Here is a 16,099-nt window from a genome sequence, read left to right on the forward strand (position 1 = left end):
CAATTCAGAGTCGGCCAATCTTATTTAGTTTCCACAGCGTGTCCGCCGAACTCGTTCCGCAGTGCAGCAACTACTTTTCCAGTGAATGTGTCGGTCTCAAGGGAACGGTAACGCATCAATAACGCCATTGCGATGACCGGAGTCGCCGCTTGTAAATCAAAGGCGGTTTCAAGCGTCCATCTGCCTTCACCAGACGAATGCATAATGCCCTTAATCTCATCTAGTTTAGCGTCCTTCGAGAAGGCGCGTTCCACAAGTTCCATCAGCCACGAACGGATTACAGAGCCGTGATTCCACACCCGAGCTACTTCCTCAAAGTTGTAGTCAAATTCACTCTTTTCCAGAACCTCAAAACCTTCACCGATAGCAGCCATCATGCCGTATTCGATACCGTTATGCACCATTTTTAGAAAATGGCCGCTACCTGCTTTACCAGCATATAAAAAGCCGCTTTCTACAGCTGTATCACGGAAAATAGGCTCCACAACTTCCCAAGCTTCGGGATCTCCGCCAACCATGTAACAAGCGCCATTACGCGCCCCTTCCATACCGCCAGAGGTACCTGCATCCATAAAGTGAATTCCGTGCTCCTTCAATTCCTCATACCGACGAATCGATTCCTTATAATGCGAGTTTCCTGCTTCAATAACGATATCACCTTTAGACAACTGTGGAGTAAGTTCAGCGATTACAGAATCAACGACCTGATGCGGAACCATGATCCAAATGATTCTTGGTGTTTCCAATTGCTGTACCAATTCTGGAAGCGTTACTGCTCCACTAGCGCCTTTAGCTTTCATTTCTTCTACAGCAGGTGCATTCAGATCAAAAGCAACAACCTCATGTCCATGATCCAGCAAATTTTGACCCAAATTAAAACCCATTTTTCCTAACCCAACTAATCCTACTTTCATGTAAATTCCCTCCGATTTATAGATTCTTGTGATGTATTTTAGCTAAATTGGCAAAAAAAACAGGCAGGGGCTTAAGCCCCTGGCCGTATAGATTCCTGCGCTGCTGCAACTTCTGCTTGAGCGTCGAGAAGATCTGACTCCTGATCTGTATCATCAAACCACCAGCGGTCTTCACCCAAAAGCTCCATAGCCGCATCTGGACCATAAGAACCTGAAGCATAGGTATGAAGTGGCATTAGCCCCTCTTCCATAGCTTCCTGGATTGGTGTAACCCATTGCCATGACAGCTCGACTTCTTTCCAATGAGCGAAGAAAGTGGCGTCACCACGAAGTGCATCAAAGATCAGATTTTCGTAAGCTTCTGGTACGTCTGAAGTTCCGGCTTCATAAGTAGCGAGGACAGGTTCAAGTTTCCCTTTTTGCAGCTGATCCTTCGTATTCAACTGAAGCGTAATGGCTTCATTCGGACCGATCTCGATGATGAGCAGATTTGGAACGTCATTTCCTTTATTTTTGTTATTGTTATCATTAAACGGTTCTTTAAATTCTATAACAATTCTTGTTGATTTCTCTTTCATTCTCTTGCCGGTACGGATATAGAACGGAACTTCATTCCACAATGGATCATCTATAAACAAACGCGCTGCAATAAACGTCTCATTTTGTGAGGATTGGCTAATTCCTGGTTCATCTAAGTAGCCTGCAACAGATTTACCTTTAATTTCACCTTCAGCATATTGTCCGCGGACAACATATTGATTAACTTCGTCTTTACTTAGCGGAATGAGACGCTCCATGACATATCTTTTCTTCCCACGGATCTCTTCAGGTGTACTGCCTTTTGGAAGCTGCATCGCCATCATCATGAGCAATTGCAGCATATGGTTCTGGAACATATCACGAAGTGCCCCAGCTTTATCATAATAGCCTGCCCGTTCTTCAACGCCAACAATCTCACTCGCCGTAATTTGCACATTTGCGATATACCGATTTTTCCACAGTGCTCTAAGCACAGGATTTGAATATTTTAGAACTTCCAGATTCTGAACCATCGGTTTACCCAAGAAGTGGTCAATTCGGAAAATCTCCTCTTCAGTAAATACGGCATTCAAGCTGTCATTTAACTCTCTTGCTGTTTGCAAGTCTGTACCAAAAGGCTTTTCAATAATCAGACGCTTCCAGCCCTTCGTAGATCCCAGACCACTGGAGTGAATATTGGCGGCAATTTCCTTGAAAAACTCAGGACCCACCGATAGATAGAACATCCGATTCTCCGGAATGTTAAAAAATTGCTCACGACGTTTAACATGCTCCAGTAGCTTCAAATAATCTTCTGTGTTACCTACATCTAGAACGCTATATTCAAAAGCTTCCAAGAAAACCTGCAACTGTGGAGATTCTACTGCCGGTTGTCTAGAAAATGTCTGCAAAGATTGCAGGACTTGCTTACGGAAAGCTTCAGTTGAAACTTCTCTTCTTCCTAATCCAATCACTGAGAGAGGACCTGAAATTTGACCATCTAAAAAGAGGTTATATAGTGCAGGATAGATTTTACGTTTTGCTAAATCTCCTGTAGCGCCAAAAAGCACAAATGTTGATGATTCCACTTTCATTCCTCCCGCTATTATATATTATTTATTAACTTACTTTTAATTACTAGCATACTCAGTAGAATCAATCATACGACTGATATTTTTATTCGTCAACCTCATTTCGACATTTACGAAAAGTTATTATTTTCACAAAGCTTCGAATTGGTAATTATGATTAATGTCACACCAATTATCTTATTGGATTATTCGTATTAATTTACTAGGAAATAATCCGCAAATAAGATAACAACCCGCTCCCAGCATGGCTTTTGGCGTTCTTACTTTACACACTCTGATTTAAAATTCTTCATCCAAAGCTGTTTACAACATAAACAAAATTCCCAGTCGCTTAAATAAGCTCATCCTTCCCCTGTGTTTCAAACTAACTTTAAGTAATAGAGTGGTTTGGTCTCGCGCGCCTTGATGAAGACTATGCGATTTGATCCCAAATTTGGGAATTAAGCATAAAAAGTGACTGCTTCGAGGAATATTACTTGAGAAAACTTCGAAGGAATTTTCGCTGAGCACATTGGAGTGATTTGGAGTCTGTGAAGAGAACCTTGTGAAATGAAGTGAACCATTAGGATTGTCCTGAAGTTTGCTAGGTGAACCGTGTGGATGTCTTGAAGTTTGCCAAGTGAACCCTGTGGATGTCTTGAGTTTGCTAGGTGAACCATTGGGAATGTCCTGAAGTTTGCTAAGAGTACCCTGTGAGTGTAGTTTGCTAAGTGTGCGCTTTGGGGGATCACTTAAAAGTTCGCATAGAGCGTCTTTAGATCCAGTTTGGAGTAACATTTATGTTTACCCGCATCTCCGGCTACGGCGAGATCAGACCTTGGAGTCCTTAGACGTCGATTCTTACTCATCTGCGGTGGTTTTATGTCCACACCATGGAGGAAACGGACTCAGGTGCCCTCAAACGTCGATTCGTTCTCGTCTGCCGTGGCCTTATGTCCACACTAACTATCGGTTCGGACTCAGGTGACATTCTACTTCGATACTTACTCGTCTGCCGAGGCTTTATGTCCACACCATGTATGGTCCGGACTCAGGAGACGCTATTTCACAGATTTTGGTCATTTCGCCCTGCTAACGGACTCAGATGCAACTATTCGACCAAATATACTCCTCTTTGGAGCAAAAACTTGGCAATAAGAGCTATGCGGTCCGATAATTCTGAAATATGCTCCAAAAACACCAAATAGCTGCGATACAGTCCGAACGATGATGTAGATCTTCAATCTTGGCTAGTCCAGACTCAGATGACCTCAGACGTCAATTCGTTCTCGTCAGTTGAGGCTACATGTTTTCACTAACTATGGGTTTGGTCTCAGGTGACGCTATACGTCGATTCTTACTCGTCTGCGGTGGCTACACGTCCTCGCCATCGACGGTCCGGACTCAGGAGATGCTATTTCGCAGATTTAGCCCATTTCGCCATACTATCGGACTCAGATGCAGCTATTGAACCAAATCCACTCCTCTTTAGAGCAAAAACTTGGCAATAAGAGCTATACAGTCCGATACTTCTGAATAATGCTCCAAAAACACCAAATAGCTGCAATACAGTCCGAACGATGATCTAGTATCTTCAATCTTGGCTAGTCCGGACTCAGATGACCATAAACATCGATTCATACTCGTCAACCTAGACTGGATGTCCACACTAACTATGAGTTCGGACTCAGGAGACGTTATTTCGCAGATTTAGCCCATTTCGCCATGCTATCGGACTCAGATGCAGCTATTGAACCAAATCCACCCCTCTTTGGAGCAAATACTTGGAAATAAGAGCTATGCAGTCCGATACTTCTGAATAATACTCCAAAAAATCTAAATAGCTGCAATACAGTCCGAACGATGCTGTAGTATCATCAATCTTGGCTAGTCCGGACTCAGGTGACCTCAAACGTCGATTCGTACTCGTCAGTTGAGGCTGCATGTCTTCACTAACTATGGGTTTGGACTCAGATGACATTATACGTCGATTCGTTCTCGTATACGGACGCTGCAAGTCCTCGCCATCAATAGTCCGGACTCAGGAGACGCTATTTCGCAGATTTAGCCCAGTTCGCCATGCTATCGGACTCAGATACAGCTACTCGACCAAAAAGTGACCTCAAACGTCGATTCGTTCTCGTATGCTAAGATTGCAAATCTTCACCATCTAGGGATCGGACTCAGGAGACCTTACACGTAGATACCTCGTCATCCCCATGGATCAATTAGATCCGGAAGTCCTTATAACGCAGATTCAAACCACTCACATTAGACTAGTTACCTGCCAAGTTTACAATGCCATTTGTTTAGAGCTGGTACATTAAGTGTTATAGTTAATGAACATAAGATTTTTCATTCAGTTCACGAAAGGAAGGAGTATTTTCATGAATATGGAGCAATGGGAAAGAATTCGGACGGGACAGGGATTTATAGCTGCCTTGGATCAAAGTGGTGGCAGTACACCAAAAGCGCTGCTGCAATATGGTGTTGCAGAGGACAGTTACTCTAATGAAGATCAAATGTATGGGTTGGTTCACGAGATGAGAACGCGCATTATCAAGAGCCCTGCATTTGATTCAAAGCATATACTGGGTGCAATCTTATTTGAGAACACAATGGATCGTTCCATAGACGGGCAATATACTGCCGATTTTCTATGGGAGAAAAAAGGGATTGTGCCTTTCCTGAAAATCGATAAAGGTCTTGCCGACCCTGAAGACGGAGTACAACTAATGAAGCCTATTCCCGGCTTGAGTGATCTTCTGAAGCGGGCCAACGAACGTAACATCTTCGGTACAAAAATGCGCTCGGTGATTAAAGAGGCTAATCCTTCCGGTATCAAAAAGGTGGTTGAACAGCAGTTTGAAATCGGCAAGCAGATTTTAGCAGCGGGACTCGTTCCTATTATCGAACCGGAAGTTGATATCCACAGTGCTGATAAAACGGCTTCAGAGAAGCTGCTAAAAGAAGAACTATCAGCCCAATTGTCTACGCTGGGCAAAGACGTGAAGGTCATGCTTAAGCTCTCCATCCCAACGGAGAATAATTTCTACCGTGAATTAATGGAGAATCCTCATGTTTTGCGAATTGTCGCTTTGTCCGGCGGTTACACACAAGCGGAGGCCAACGATAAGCTCGCCCATAATCAAGGACTGATCGCCAGCTTCTCACGTGCGTTATCGCAGGGACTAAGTGCTGGGCAGTCAGAAGAAGAGTTTAACGCGCTCCTCTCCAAATCTGTAGAAGCGATTTATGCAGCCTCTATTAAATAAGATCCTCATTTAAACCAGCACATAAAAAGAGCTGTTTCCCTGACAGGTGTTCCCTGCTGGGTAGCAGCTCTTTTTTTATGATGAGAATTTACTTTAAAAGTCTAGAACTTTCAGATTAAACGCCATTCTGTCTACTCATTCAGCCCACACAAGCATGCAATGGGTTTGTTAAAGTCCCTTACATCTTATCTAAGGACCACACCTGTAGCTAAAACACATTAATCAACCACTTCTCTGTTGTTTCTTGGTACACCATCCATAATTCCTGTTTTTAATCCAGTGCATTTCTTTACCCAATAATTTCTTGATCTTACGCAAAAAAGGCTTCCACCACGCATGTACGCGAGGTAGAAACCTAATCGATTACTTCTATGTTATCTTAAATCGAAACCACGAGGATTAATGCAATTAAAGCTGGCAGTCCTTGCATAAATAAAATAGACTTTTTCACCGTCAGTCCGCCATATAACGCTGCCACTATAACAGTTGATAAGAAGAAGATTTCAATTTGATGACCGAAATTTACATTCGGATGAACCAATCCCCAAATTAAACCTGCCGCCAAAAATCCATTGTATAACCCTTGGTTCGCTGCCAGTGCTTTAGAAGCATCCGCAACTTCCTGTGTCATTCCAAAGACTCGAAGCCCTTTTGGCTTTGACCAAGCGAACATTTCTAAATAAACAATATAGATATGTATTAACGCAACAACACCGACCATAATATTAGCTACCCATACCATCAAAATAACCACCTTAATTTAATTTGTGTACAATTTAATTGTATCACATTAAAACTCAAAAGTGTATACAACATCTCATAAACAATTCGACGCTAAAAAAGAATAGCCATAATCTTCAAAAAAAGACTATCGCTATTCCATACGTAATGTTTTATGAAATTCTAAAATACTTTTGCAGCAATATAAACGGTTACGCTATTGTAAAAACCATAAAGAGAACCATTGCTCCAGACGAAATTGCTAGGATCTGAAATTCCCGTATTTTGAGACGCTTGATGTCCATGTTTCTCTGACCATAGACCTGAGCTATTTTGAAGCATGAAGTGGTAATCAACGTTATCCTCAGGAATATCGACTTTACCATTACCATTTGAGTCGATCCATCCCACTCTTAGTGCAATTCGATGTTCATCGGAATTAATCGCTGCAGTTCGGCCCGGAAGTATCCGCCAACCCGGTTTAAAGTATAAAGGATTCGTATTGCCATCTTGAACCACAAGACCAGCAGTATAATACACGTTAGTAAAATAGGCAGGATCTCTGACATTTGAGACCCCGTCTCCATCACCAGGGTTGATTGCCCCTGGAAATCTTAAGGCATAACCATAACAGTTAATCCCATAACTATTTTCGGCTGTATACGGCCACGCATGACCATAAGCGGAAGCTAGAGTTGCTTGCGGAGCATCAGGTTCAAAAGTAGGTGTTATTAGCTCCGGTGCTAACAATTCATTATTAATAAGATTGTCATCTGCCGGGGTACAAAGCTTGATGACTCTTTGAGTTCTCCAACTGTAGTAACATTTCCTTGTGTGTCCACAATAATCGTATCGTCGCCCTTCCATTCTCCAACCCAAGCCTTTTCCGGTCCAGAAGTTTGGACTTCTTTCAAATTACTCACGTCGACGTCGATGGGTGCGGCCATTGCAGCAGAGGACAGGGCCAGATTCAGTAAGAGCGTGCAGGTTATTGCGACTTTATAAGTCTTTTTCAAAATCACAAACATCCCTTTCTATGTAAGATAAGTAAAAATTAACATTTTATCCTAAAATAGAATATGAAGAATGTTATGGTTTTTCCGAACACCTATAAAGCTTTATATTCAAAATAGTCAAAATAAGCCGGCTTCGCTTGCTGATCCAAATCCTGAGCACATACCCCGACATAGGAACCGGTAAAGCCAAGCTTGCCGCCATATTCATCCGAAAGCGTACCAAAATCTAAGGGAGTACAGACAGCTGTCCAATTCACCCCGTCTGATGAAGCATAAAACAACAGATCACGTCCATGAATATCCGCCTTCAGGTAATAACGATCCCAATCTTTCACAGATAGCTGCATAGAGGAAATCTCATCGTATTTGCCACCTCTACACAGCACAACGCCCAAACTAGTTCCACGAATCTCATCTGCGGTAACACGCAAATAATAGTAATCACTGTCATCATAATAGAGGACTAACCCAGCCATTTGCAGGAAGCTATTCGGCTCGAATTCCAGACAGGTTGTAGCTGAGCATTCAAAATGTTGAATCGGCCGGGCAATTAAACTCTGATCATGCAGTGAAGCTAACGACTCTCTGCCGCGCAGACGAAGAAAACCCGGACGTTCCTTCAAGCTAACCCAAGATTCATCAAAAGGCACACGCAAGCTTTGGTATGGAAATCCAAGAACCTCTCCATCAAATTCATCTCTGTTTGGCAGCTCCTCAAAAGTGAATATCGGCAGTTCAGGAGCCACGGTCTCCAATGCAGGCAGCTTCCCTCCGTGGGCCAATCGCAACCAGCCATCCTCTGTCCATTCACAACGTTGAATCGCAGTTTCCCGGCCTAACGGATTCATCGTTGACGTTCCCGGAATCGGGCGTGTGCATAAATGCGCCATGTACCAGTCCCCATTCTGAGTCTCTACGAGCGATCCGTGCCCTGCTTGCTGAAACGGGTAGGTCAGATCATGCGCCGTGGTCATAATCGGGAAATCCGGATCCGTCTCATAAGGACCTGTGAGGCTTCGGCTTCTAGCTAAGGTGACCATATGGTTGATGCCGGTGCCTCCTTCAGCTGTCAGTAAGTAATAGTACCCATCCTTCTGGTACAATTGCGGACCTTCGGTCACTCCGATAGGTGTCCCTTTATAAATTTCATGGATAGGTCCCGTTAATTTGCCAGTCTCCGGGTCATATTGCTGCATAATGATGCCAGAGAAGTTATTGTGATTTTTACGGAAATCCCAACGCATATTAAGCAGCCATTTGGTCCCATCCAGATCATGGAACAAAAATGGATCAAATCCGCTGCCATTAAGTCTAACCGGCTCACTCCACGGGCCCATGATATCCGTCGCTGTAATTAAATAATTATGCAGATCTTTATATACACTTTTGCGAGATTTCACATCTGTAAATAGCAGATAAAATACGCCTTGATCATAAGAAAGCGCGGGTGCCCAAATGGAACCAGAGCTTACGTTACCACGCAGATCTACTTGTGAGGCTTCTGTCAGAACACGTGAAATGGAATGCCAATGAACCAGATCCTTGGAATGATGAATTTCTACACCTGGAAACCATTCAAAAGTAGAGGTTGCGATATAATAATCATCCCCTACTCTAATAAAAGACGGATCTGGATGAAAACCTGCCAACACCGGATTAACAATTTTTTGCGTCATAATGTTACCCTCCACTACCGGATTTTTCATAGTTTAACGTATTTATTGTATCGCTTTCATAACGATTAAAGTTATAATGAGATATAAGAAAATGTTTGTATTTTGTCATCTTGGAGGGCCTATGAAGCAGCTGTTCGAACCTGTTGTTTTTGAAGAACATAAGACCTTGATTTGGGATTATAAAATATATACCGCCGACTATTACAAAGGTTATTATCACTGGCATCAATGCTGTGAAGTCATGTTCGTGTATGGCGGACAAGGAAACGTTGTTGTGAATCAGCAGATGTACGATATCCGCAGGGGAATGTTATTCTTTTTCCAGCCCTATCAGCTGCACCGGATCTATTCTGAGGTTTCTCCCGAGTGTCCTTTTGAACGAACCATCTTCTACATTGATCCACATGTTGCTGAACACCTGCTGGAGGGTTTTGCGAAAAGGAAGGCTTTATTCACAGCGCTTTGGCAAGGGAAAAATACACATTGTGCCTTTGATCTTAAGGCTCACGTTGAGTCTGTGGAGTGGATTCTGGAGCAATATAATCACAATAAAAAAGTCAGTCTGACTGAGGATACCGAAGACATTTCACTGTTAATTCTTCAATTATTGAGCAATATAGGAACTGAAGATCAGCATGTATTCCAATCCGGAGAACGGCGAACCTTGCGTTATTCTGAGAAAATCATGAGTTTTATCGAAGAGCATTATCATGAGGAGGTTAATCTGGATCAGTTAGCTGAGGAGATTCACTTGTCCAAATCCTATATCTCCAGAATCTTTCATCAGGAAACCGGAGGAAGGCTTGTTGATTATCTGACTGCCCGCCGGATCAAACAGGCCTGCCGCTTGTTAGGAACGACAGACCTGCCTGTGGAGCAAATCGGAATCACTGTTGGTTTTCCAAATGCCTCTTATTTCAATCAACTGTTCAAAAGAGTCCTAGGGACGACGCCATTAAAATATAGAAAAAGTAATTAGATCCAATCTACACAACCGTATTTTTTTCAGTAACGAAGAGTATATTTTTAGCAAAATGATTAATATCTATCAGCTCTGGGCGGGGGACGTCCACCAATTCACCATTGATTTTTAAATTGACAAAGGTCACATTTTCAACAGCTCTCTCTTCGTCATATCCATAAATTCGTGAAGGGTTGGCCGTCCCGCTATAGCTGATGTCGCGAAATGTAATGTTCCGGATGCTTGTCCCCGGCTCTGGATTGTAGTCCTTGTTATAGACCACCCGCATATCAATTAGCTGCCCCTGCTCAATACGCTCCACACGTATATTTTCATATAGAACATTACATACCCTATTTCGATCCCCGGCATTAATCGCCAGTGCCCCCCAATAGTTCTCTTGCGGTTCGTGATGATTCAAGATATCAATATTTGCAAAAACAATAGACTCGATGGTGTCTCCGTTCTGTTCATGGTCCCCATGTGTACCAATCATCAATGGATGAGCGACATCCGCCCACAGAATGGAATCACGAACGTTAATATTACGGGTATCCCCATAAAAATCCCATCTCGAGCCGTAAATAGCAATACAATCATCCGAATTACGCATAAAAACATCCCGGATCCTAACCTCAGCACTAGACATAATATCAATGCCATCAGACCACCCCCGAGTGCTAAACGATTTGAAATTATCAATCACAATCTGCTCAGACTGCCCGATGAAAATGCTGTAATGTGGCGGATCAATCACGGTAATACCTTCCACATTTATAGATCGTGAAAAAACAATTCGTATCCCTCGAAAGGCCGAGAATCGATGAAAATCCGCAAGATAAATTATACCGCGACCACGAATGGATACATCATGAACTCCCTCGCATACCAAGGAACCTACAAGCACTGAACCTCCCGCAAGATACACCGTGGTTTCCGAAGGGACCGGCAATACTGTTTCTTCTATATAATGTGTGCCTGGAGCGAAATAAAGCACCTTCCTTTTTTCACGAGGATCAGCAGCGGCATTATCCAGCAGCCGTAAAAGATCAGGTTTCCGGTGTATACCCGGTTGGACTACTAGGACATTAGCATCCTCTGGTTGAGGGGCATCCTTCTCCTTAGGGTTAGCAAATAAATGCAGATTTCGAAAAATATCACCGTTGATCTCAATCGATAACTTTTGCGGACCTGTTAGCTTAAACAAAATGGTATTTCCATGATATTCGTAAGAGATCCCTCGCGAAGCCGGAGCAATGTTCACACAATCAATCTCCGTATAAAGACAGGTGACTTCAACTTCTACTGTACCTTCCAGATCAAAATAAGCCATGGATGCAGGACGCACCTCATGCATATCTACCTTAACCTCGTAAATAAACAAGCTATGCCATTCTCCTTCAGGCTGCCGTACTCTAACCTTATAATCCTCACGTCCCGGGATATCTTTAGGTGCTTTATATACTTGTAAATCATCCACTTTACCATCCTCCTGTTCATTTCGATTGTATCGCTTCCAACACCGATAAAGTTTTAATGTGTTATGCAGAAATGTTTGTATTTTGTCAGTTTTAGATTATAAGCCAACTTCAACATGACAATAATCAAACATTTCCTTATATCAAAACACAACTTTCCTGAGCTTTAGAAAGCTATACTCATAACATCCTAATTTCACTGGAGGCAGTAATAATGAAAAACCTTTATTGGCAGGAGATCATGGGGAGACTCGATACAAAAGTAGAACGTATGATAGAGCAAATCGGTGATAAGTGCCCGCATTTCGCCGGAAAAGATGGCAAATTTGATGATATCGGTTCAGACTGGTGGACCACAGGTTTCTGGCCTGGACTCCTCTGGATTATGCATGATATGACCGGAAAAGATCTTTACAAGGAGGCTGCTTGGCATTGGGACGGTACCTTGGAGGAATGGTTTGTTAAACCAACGGTTGAGATGCATCACGATGTGGGATTCCAATTCCTTCCGACAGCTGTAATCAAACATACAATTACAGGTGACGAAGATGCCCTGCGCAGAGGGATTGAAGCAGCGAATTTCCTCGCTGCCCGCTATAATCCTGTAGGCAAATTCATCCGCGCATGGAATGAAGATAAATACGGCTGGGTAATTATCGACTGTATGTTAAATATCTCCCTGCTGTTTTGGGCCAGCAAAGTGACAGGTGATCCCCGCTATAAGCATATTGCAATTAGCCACGCCGAAACGACAATGCAATATGGCATACGTGAGGATGGATCCACCAAACATATTATTTCTTTTGACGCAGAGACAGGTGCTTATCTTGAGAATTTTGGCGGTCAAGGCTACTCGGCTGAATCCTCTTGGAGCCGAGGAACGGCTTGGGGATTGTACGGCTTTATCAATACTTATCGCCACACTGGTGATGAACGTTTCCTGAACACTGCTAAGCGGATCGCACATTATTTCATCTCTGCTTTGCCTGAGGATCAAGTCCCTTATTGGGATTTCCGCCTAGAGGATGATACCCGGATGTTCCGAGATAGCTCCGCAGCCTCTATAGCCGCTTCAGGATTATTAGAGCTTGCAGATATCGTACCCTTAGGCGAAAAAAGTCTATATGCAAATGCAGCGGAGCGAATTCTGCGCTCACTGACGGAAAATTACGCAACCTGGGAGCTGCCGGAGCATGAAGCGATTTTATTGCACGGAACTGGCAGTGGCAATTCCTTCATTGATGTATCCCTGATCTATGGAGACTACTATTATATTGAGGCTATCGCTAAATTAAATGGCTGGAAACATCGGATTTTCTAATTGCAGATAGTTAATTTAAACAACAAAAAGACACCTCTCTTGAGGTGTCTTTTTATATTTCAGGCTATTCGTTCACCAGTGCCGCAGCACCCTCCAGCAGCATCAAGCCGCTGAGTTGAATACTCAGCTGAACCGGAAGCTCCGGTTTCACTTCCCAGGATGAACTGCATAGACCCAGTTGTTTATCCAGACCTTTTTCCCACAACTGCATTGCATTGGCCAATATAACCTCGCGAATACGGATATTTACAGGAGATATTTTACAGAGCTGAACCAAATAACGAATCAGAATGCCCTTGAACAATCCAGTATCATCAATGCCTTCATCAGGCAACATCAGATTAATTGGATCGCATAACCGATCAATACATGTATTAGCCGTTCGATTCGCATCTTCTAAGTAATGAACATCACCCGTATTCTTGTAAAGCTCTAGGCCAGCGCCTAGAAACACCCCCTGACAGTAAGTAAACTCCCAATCGTAATCGATCTGGCCATCCCCGAGTCTATTCATCCCATCCCACACAAAACCAGTCGTAGAATCCATCAAATATGTCTTGTTCCATTCATAGATACGGAGCGCCCACTCCAGATCCTTTTGCTTATGAAAAAGTTCATATAACCGGGCTGCAAGGATGACGGCAGGTGCATTGGCAGGTGTGTTTTTATAATCTAGCTGATCCTTCTTCCACGCCAGACCTCCACCCAACTGTTCATTCCAAGCCGTCTTAATATCCTCCCATAGATCAAGCACAGCATTTAAATAGGCTTCATGTCCTGTTACCCGATAAGCACGCAGCAACGCCAATGCTGTCCATTCCATATCATCATAGTAATTATGCCTGAAAGTCCCCCCGTTATAAGCTTGCAGACTCTGACTTAGCTCCATAATTTTCAAGGAATACACAGGATCTCCACTACGCTCATAACCATCTACTAAAATATCAATGACATGAGCCTGCCACCAATAATAAAAGTTTTCCCCCGCTAACGTTGTACGCTCTGGGATACCATTGGTTCATGATCCCCGTCTCAGCATTATAATAATTACGTAGTAGACATTGTTGGAACCACTCGGACTTTTCCTGCCAACTGACTGCTTCTATGGCTTCCTTTGCTTGTGTCATTAAGAACTCACCTCAACCCTGTTCTTTAGTTAATTCAGCCATCTTCTCAAGCAGCTTGATCGCACTAAGCTGGGAGCTGAGCTGAATCACACCAGCGGAAGTCGAAGTCCAATCTGTGCCAAACAACACTTTATCCTCTGACTTTCCTTGTTCCCAGAGACATTCTGCATTCGCTCGCAGGAAATCTACAGCTTTAACTGCTGCGGAATCAGCTTTGACCCATTCAGCTGTATAGCGAATCAGGATTCCTTTAAACAGTCCCGCATCACCATTTCCTTCATCTGGCAGCACACCTCCCTCAGAGTCAGCAAGTTCATGGGCTGCGGCAGCAAAGGTTAGACGAGCATCCTCTAAATATTCCTGCTCTTTAGTGATACGGTACAGTTCAACTGCTGCGCCAATGAAAACACCTTGGTTGTAGGAGTATTTCCAATCTTTATCGATCTTTCCATCGCCAGTGCGATTCATGCCATCCCATACAAAACCCGTTGCCGGATCTACTAGATGCTCTTTTTGCCATCTGTATATTTTTAACGCCCATTCAAGATTGCTAGCTTCACCAAAAGCTTGATACAAGCGTGCCGCAAGTATAGCTGCCGGTGCGTTGGCTGGTGTATTTTTATAATCCAACTGTGATTTCTGCCAAGCAATCCCACCGCCCATATGCTCGTTCCAACCTGTCTGAATGTCGTTCCATAAAAGAAGGGCTGTATCTTTATAACCTTCCACTCCTGTTGCTTGATAAGCACGAAGCCACGCGAGAGCCATCCATTCCATATCATCATACAACTCATTTGGCCACATACCACCATTTCGTTGTAGCAGACCTTCATGAAATGCGGAAAGCCTTTTGGCATACCAGTTCTCTCCAGTCCGCTGTAGTCCATCTACCAATACATCCACAGCATGGGCCATCCACCAATAATGAAAAATCGTGTTGCATTCTCCATTTGGACAAGGTGTTTCTATATTGTACATTTTGATCGCTTCATTCCAGAAGAATGAATCCAATGCAGCTTGTGCTTGATTCGCCCGTTCCTCCCAAATCCCTATCTCCAATTGATTCATATAGACTCTCTCCCTGGTTCGATTTTTATTGCATTAGCCCTTAATACCACTGAAGGCTATCCCTTGTACAAAATAACGCTGAAGCGCTAAAAACAACACCAATATCGGCAAGATTGCTACTAGCGCTCCAGCCATCATTGGACCGTAGTCTGTTTGAAAATTATAGGAAAAAGCTTGAAGTCCCATTTGAATCGTTGCTTTGTCGGGATCATTCAGCACAATCATTGGCCATAAGAAACTGTTCCAGCCCGCTTGGAAGGTAAAGATACTTAAAGTAGCCAGCGCTGGTTTAGTCAACGGCAAATATATCCGCCAAAAAATTTTAAACTCTCCACAGCCTTCGATCCGGGCCATTTCCATCATGTCACTAGGTAAGGTGAGAAAGAATTGCCGCATGAAGAACACAGCAAAGGTTCCAGAAGCGCCCGGAAGAATAATCCCCCAGAATGAGTTCATCAGCCCGTTACCCCCGCTACCAAAAATATCATTTCCTCCAAAAAGAGGAATATGGCGCATGACATAAACCGTGGGGATCATCGTCACAATGCCTGGTATCATCATCGCCGCAAGCAGCACGCGGAATATCGGCTTATTGAGCTTAAAATTCAATTTTGCGAACGCATAACCACTGATAGAACCAAAGAACAGATTCGCCAATACACCCGCTACTGCAAGTACAAGCGAATTCCAGAAATAGAGCGCAAACGGAACCGTAGTAAATGCCTTACGATAGTGTTCTAAGGTCAAATGTGAAGGAAACCACCGGATGGGCATGGCGAAGATCTCTTCGTCAGGCTTCAAGGATGTAAGAACACTCCAATAAAAAGGTAGAAACATTACGATAGCTATAACTATGCACACTATATAATAGATAGATTTGCTTAAGCTTCTTTTTAATAACGAACTTCCGCTAGTATCCATACCTCTATCCCCCTTCTGCATGGCAAGCCCGGC

General features: G+C 43.3%; 14 protein-coding genes. 3 read left to right on the top strand and 11 right to left on the bottom strand.

The window, feature by feature from the left end:
* Window positions 1–20 precede the first annotated feature (20 nt).
* Complete coding sequence (gene gnd / locus NSQ91_RS18395) at window positions 21–914, bottom strand: phosphogluconate dehydrogenase (NAD(+)-dependent, decarboxylating) (RefSeq protein ID WP_036688068.1); 894 nt, start codon at window positions 912–914, stop codon at window positions 21–23.
* 71 nt (window positions 915–985) lie between these two features.
* Window positions 986–2,521: a glucose-6-phosphate dehydrogenase gene (gene zwf / locus NSQ91_RS18400; protein WP_076278115.1), complete on the bottom strand. Its 1,536-nt coding sequence runs from the start codon at window positions 2,519–2,521 to the stop codon at window positions 986–988.
* A gap of 2,369 nt (window positions 2,522–4,890) precedes the next feature.
* Between zwf and NSQ91_RS18405 the strand changes: the two genes are divergently transcribed.
* On the top strand, window positions 4,891–5,778 hold the full coding sequence (locus NSQ91_RS18405; RefSeq protein ID WP_076194668.1) for a fructose bisphosphate aldolase: 888 nt from the start codon (window positions 4,891–4,893) through the stop codon (window positions 5,776–5,778).
* A gap of 379 nt (window positions 5,779–6,157) precedes the next feature.
* Here the strand turns inward: NSQ91_RS18405 and NSQ91_RS18410 are convergent, their stop codons facing one another.
* From NSQ91_RS18410 to NSQ91_RS18425, 4 genes are all read right to left on the bottom strand, one after another.
* The gene (locus NSQ91_RS18410; protein ID WP_076304064.1) at window positions 6,158–6,520 is read right to left on the bottom strand and encodes a DUF1304 domain-containing protein; all 363 of its coding nucleotides are present in this window, start codon (window positions 6,518–6,520) and stop codon (window positions 6,158–6,160) included.
* Window positions 6,521–6,681: 161 nt separating this feature from the next.
* Window positions 6,682–7,248 carry a hypothetical protein gene (locus NSQ91_RS18415; RefSeq protein ID WP_340919263.1) on the bottom strand — a complete coding sequence of 189 codons (567 nt, stop codon included), beginning with the start codon at window positions 7,246–7,248 and terminating at the stop codon, window positions 6,682–6,684.
* Complete coding sequence (locus NSQ91_RS18420; protein ID WP_340919266.1) at window positions 7,242–7,514, bottom strand: hypothetical protein; 273 nt, start codon at window positions 7,512–7,514, stop codon at window positions 7,242–7,244. The genes NSQ91_RS18415 and NSQ91_RS18420 overlap by 7 nt, the downstream gene beginning before the upstream one ends.
* A gap of 92 nt (window positions 7,515–7,606) precedes the next feature.
* The gene (locus NSQ91_RS18425) at window positions 7,607–9,190 is read right to left on the bottom strand and encodes a glycoside hydrolase family 43 protein (protein WP_076304062.1); all 1,584 of its coding nucleotides are present in this window, start codon (window positions 9,188–9,190) and stop codon (window positions 7,607–7,609) included.
* 121 nt (window positions 9,191–9,311) lie between these two features.
* On the opposite strand from NSQ91_RS18425, the gene NSQ91_RS18430 reads away from it, so the two are divergent.
* The gene (locus tag NSQ91_RS18430; RefSeq protein ID WP_076304061.1) at window positions 9,312–10,169 is read left to right on the top strand and encodes an AraC family transcriptional regulator; all 858 of its coding nucleotides are present in this window, start codon (window positions 9,312–9,314) and stop codon (window positions 10,167–10,169) included.
* A 7-nt stretch (window positions 10,170–10,176) separates the two neighbouring features.
* On the opposite strand, the gene NSQ91_RS18435 is transcribed toward NSQ91_RS18430, so the two are convergent.
* Window positions 10,177–11,631 carry a glycosyl hydrolase family 28 protein gene (locus NSQ91_RS18435; RefSeq protein ID WP_076304060.1) on the bottom strand — a complete coding sequence of 485 codons (1,455 nt, stop codon included), beginning with the start codon at window positions 11,629–11,631 and terminating at the stop codon, window positions 10,177–10,179.
* A 212-nt stretch (window positions 11,632–11,843) separates the two neighbouring features.
* On the opposite strand from NSQ91_RS18435, the gene NSQ91_RS18440 reads away from it, so the two are divergent.
* Window positions 11,844–12,950 (top strand): glycoside hydrolase family 88 protein, encoded by a 1,107-nt coding sequence (locus tag NSQ91_RS18440; RefSeq protein WP_076304059.1) that lies wholly within the window; start codon window positions 11,844–11,846, stop codon window positions 12,948–12,950.
* Window positions 12,951–13,014: 64 nt separating this feature from the next.
* On the opposite strand, the gene NSQ91_RS18445 is transcribed toward NSQ91_RS18440, so the two are convergent.
* The 4 genes from NSQ91_RS18445 to NSQ91_RS18460 are packed head-to-tail and all read right to left on the bottom strand — an operon-like array spanning window position 13,015 to window position 16,066.
* Window positions 13,015–13,959 (bottom strand): glycoside hydrolase family 76 protein, encoded by a 945-nt coding sequence (locus NSQ91_RS18445; protein WP_340921517.1) that lies wholly within the window; start codon window positions 13,957–13,959, stop codon window positions 13,015–13,017.
* Window positions 13,895–14,077: a hypothetical protein gene (locus NSQ91_RS18450; protein WP_256716481.1), complete on the bottom strand. Its 183-nt coding sequence runs from the start codon at window positions 14,075–14,077 to the stop codon at window positions 13,895–13,897. The genes NSQ91_RS18445 and NSQ91_RS18450 overlap by 65 nt, the downstream gene beginning before the upstream one ends.
* 12 nt (window positions 14,078–14,089) lie before the next feature.
* A complete protein-coding gene (locus tag NSQ91_RS18455; RefSeq protein WP_076304058.1) occupies window positions 14,090–15,145 on the bottom strand; it encodes a glycoside hydrolase family 76 protein in 1,056 nt (351 codons plus the stop codon).
* Window positions 15,146–15,178: 33 nt separating this feature from the next.
* Window positions 15,179–16,066, bottom strand: a complete 888-nt coding sequence (locus tag NSQ91_RS18460) for a carbohydrate ABC transporter permease (RefSeq protein WP_076142466.1) — start codon at window positions 16,064–16,066, stop codon at window positions 15,179–15,181.
* Window positions 16,067–16,099 lie beyond the last annotated feature (33 nt).

This window comes from Paenibacillus sp. FSL R7-0048, from assembly GCF_038004505.1.
GTDB classification, from domain to species: Bacteria; Bacillota; Bacilli; order Paenibacillales; family Paenibacillaceae; genus Paenibacillus_AQ; species Paenibacillus_AQ odorifer.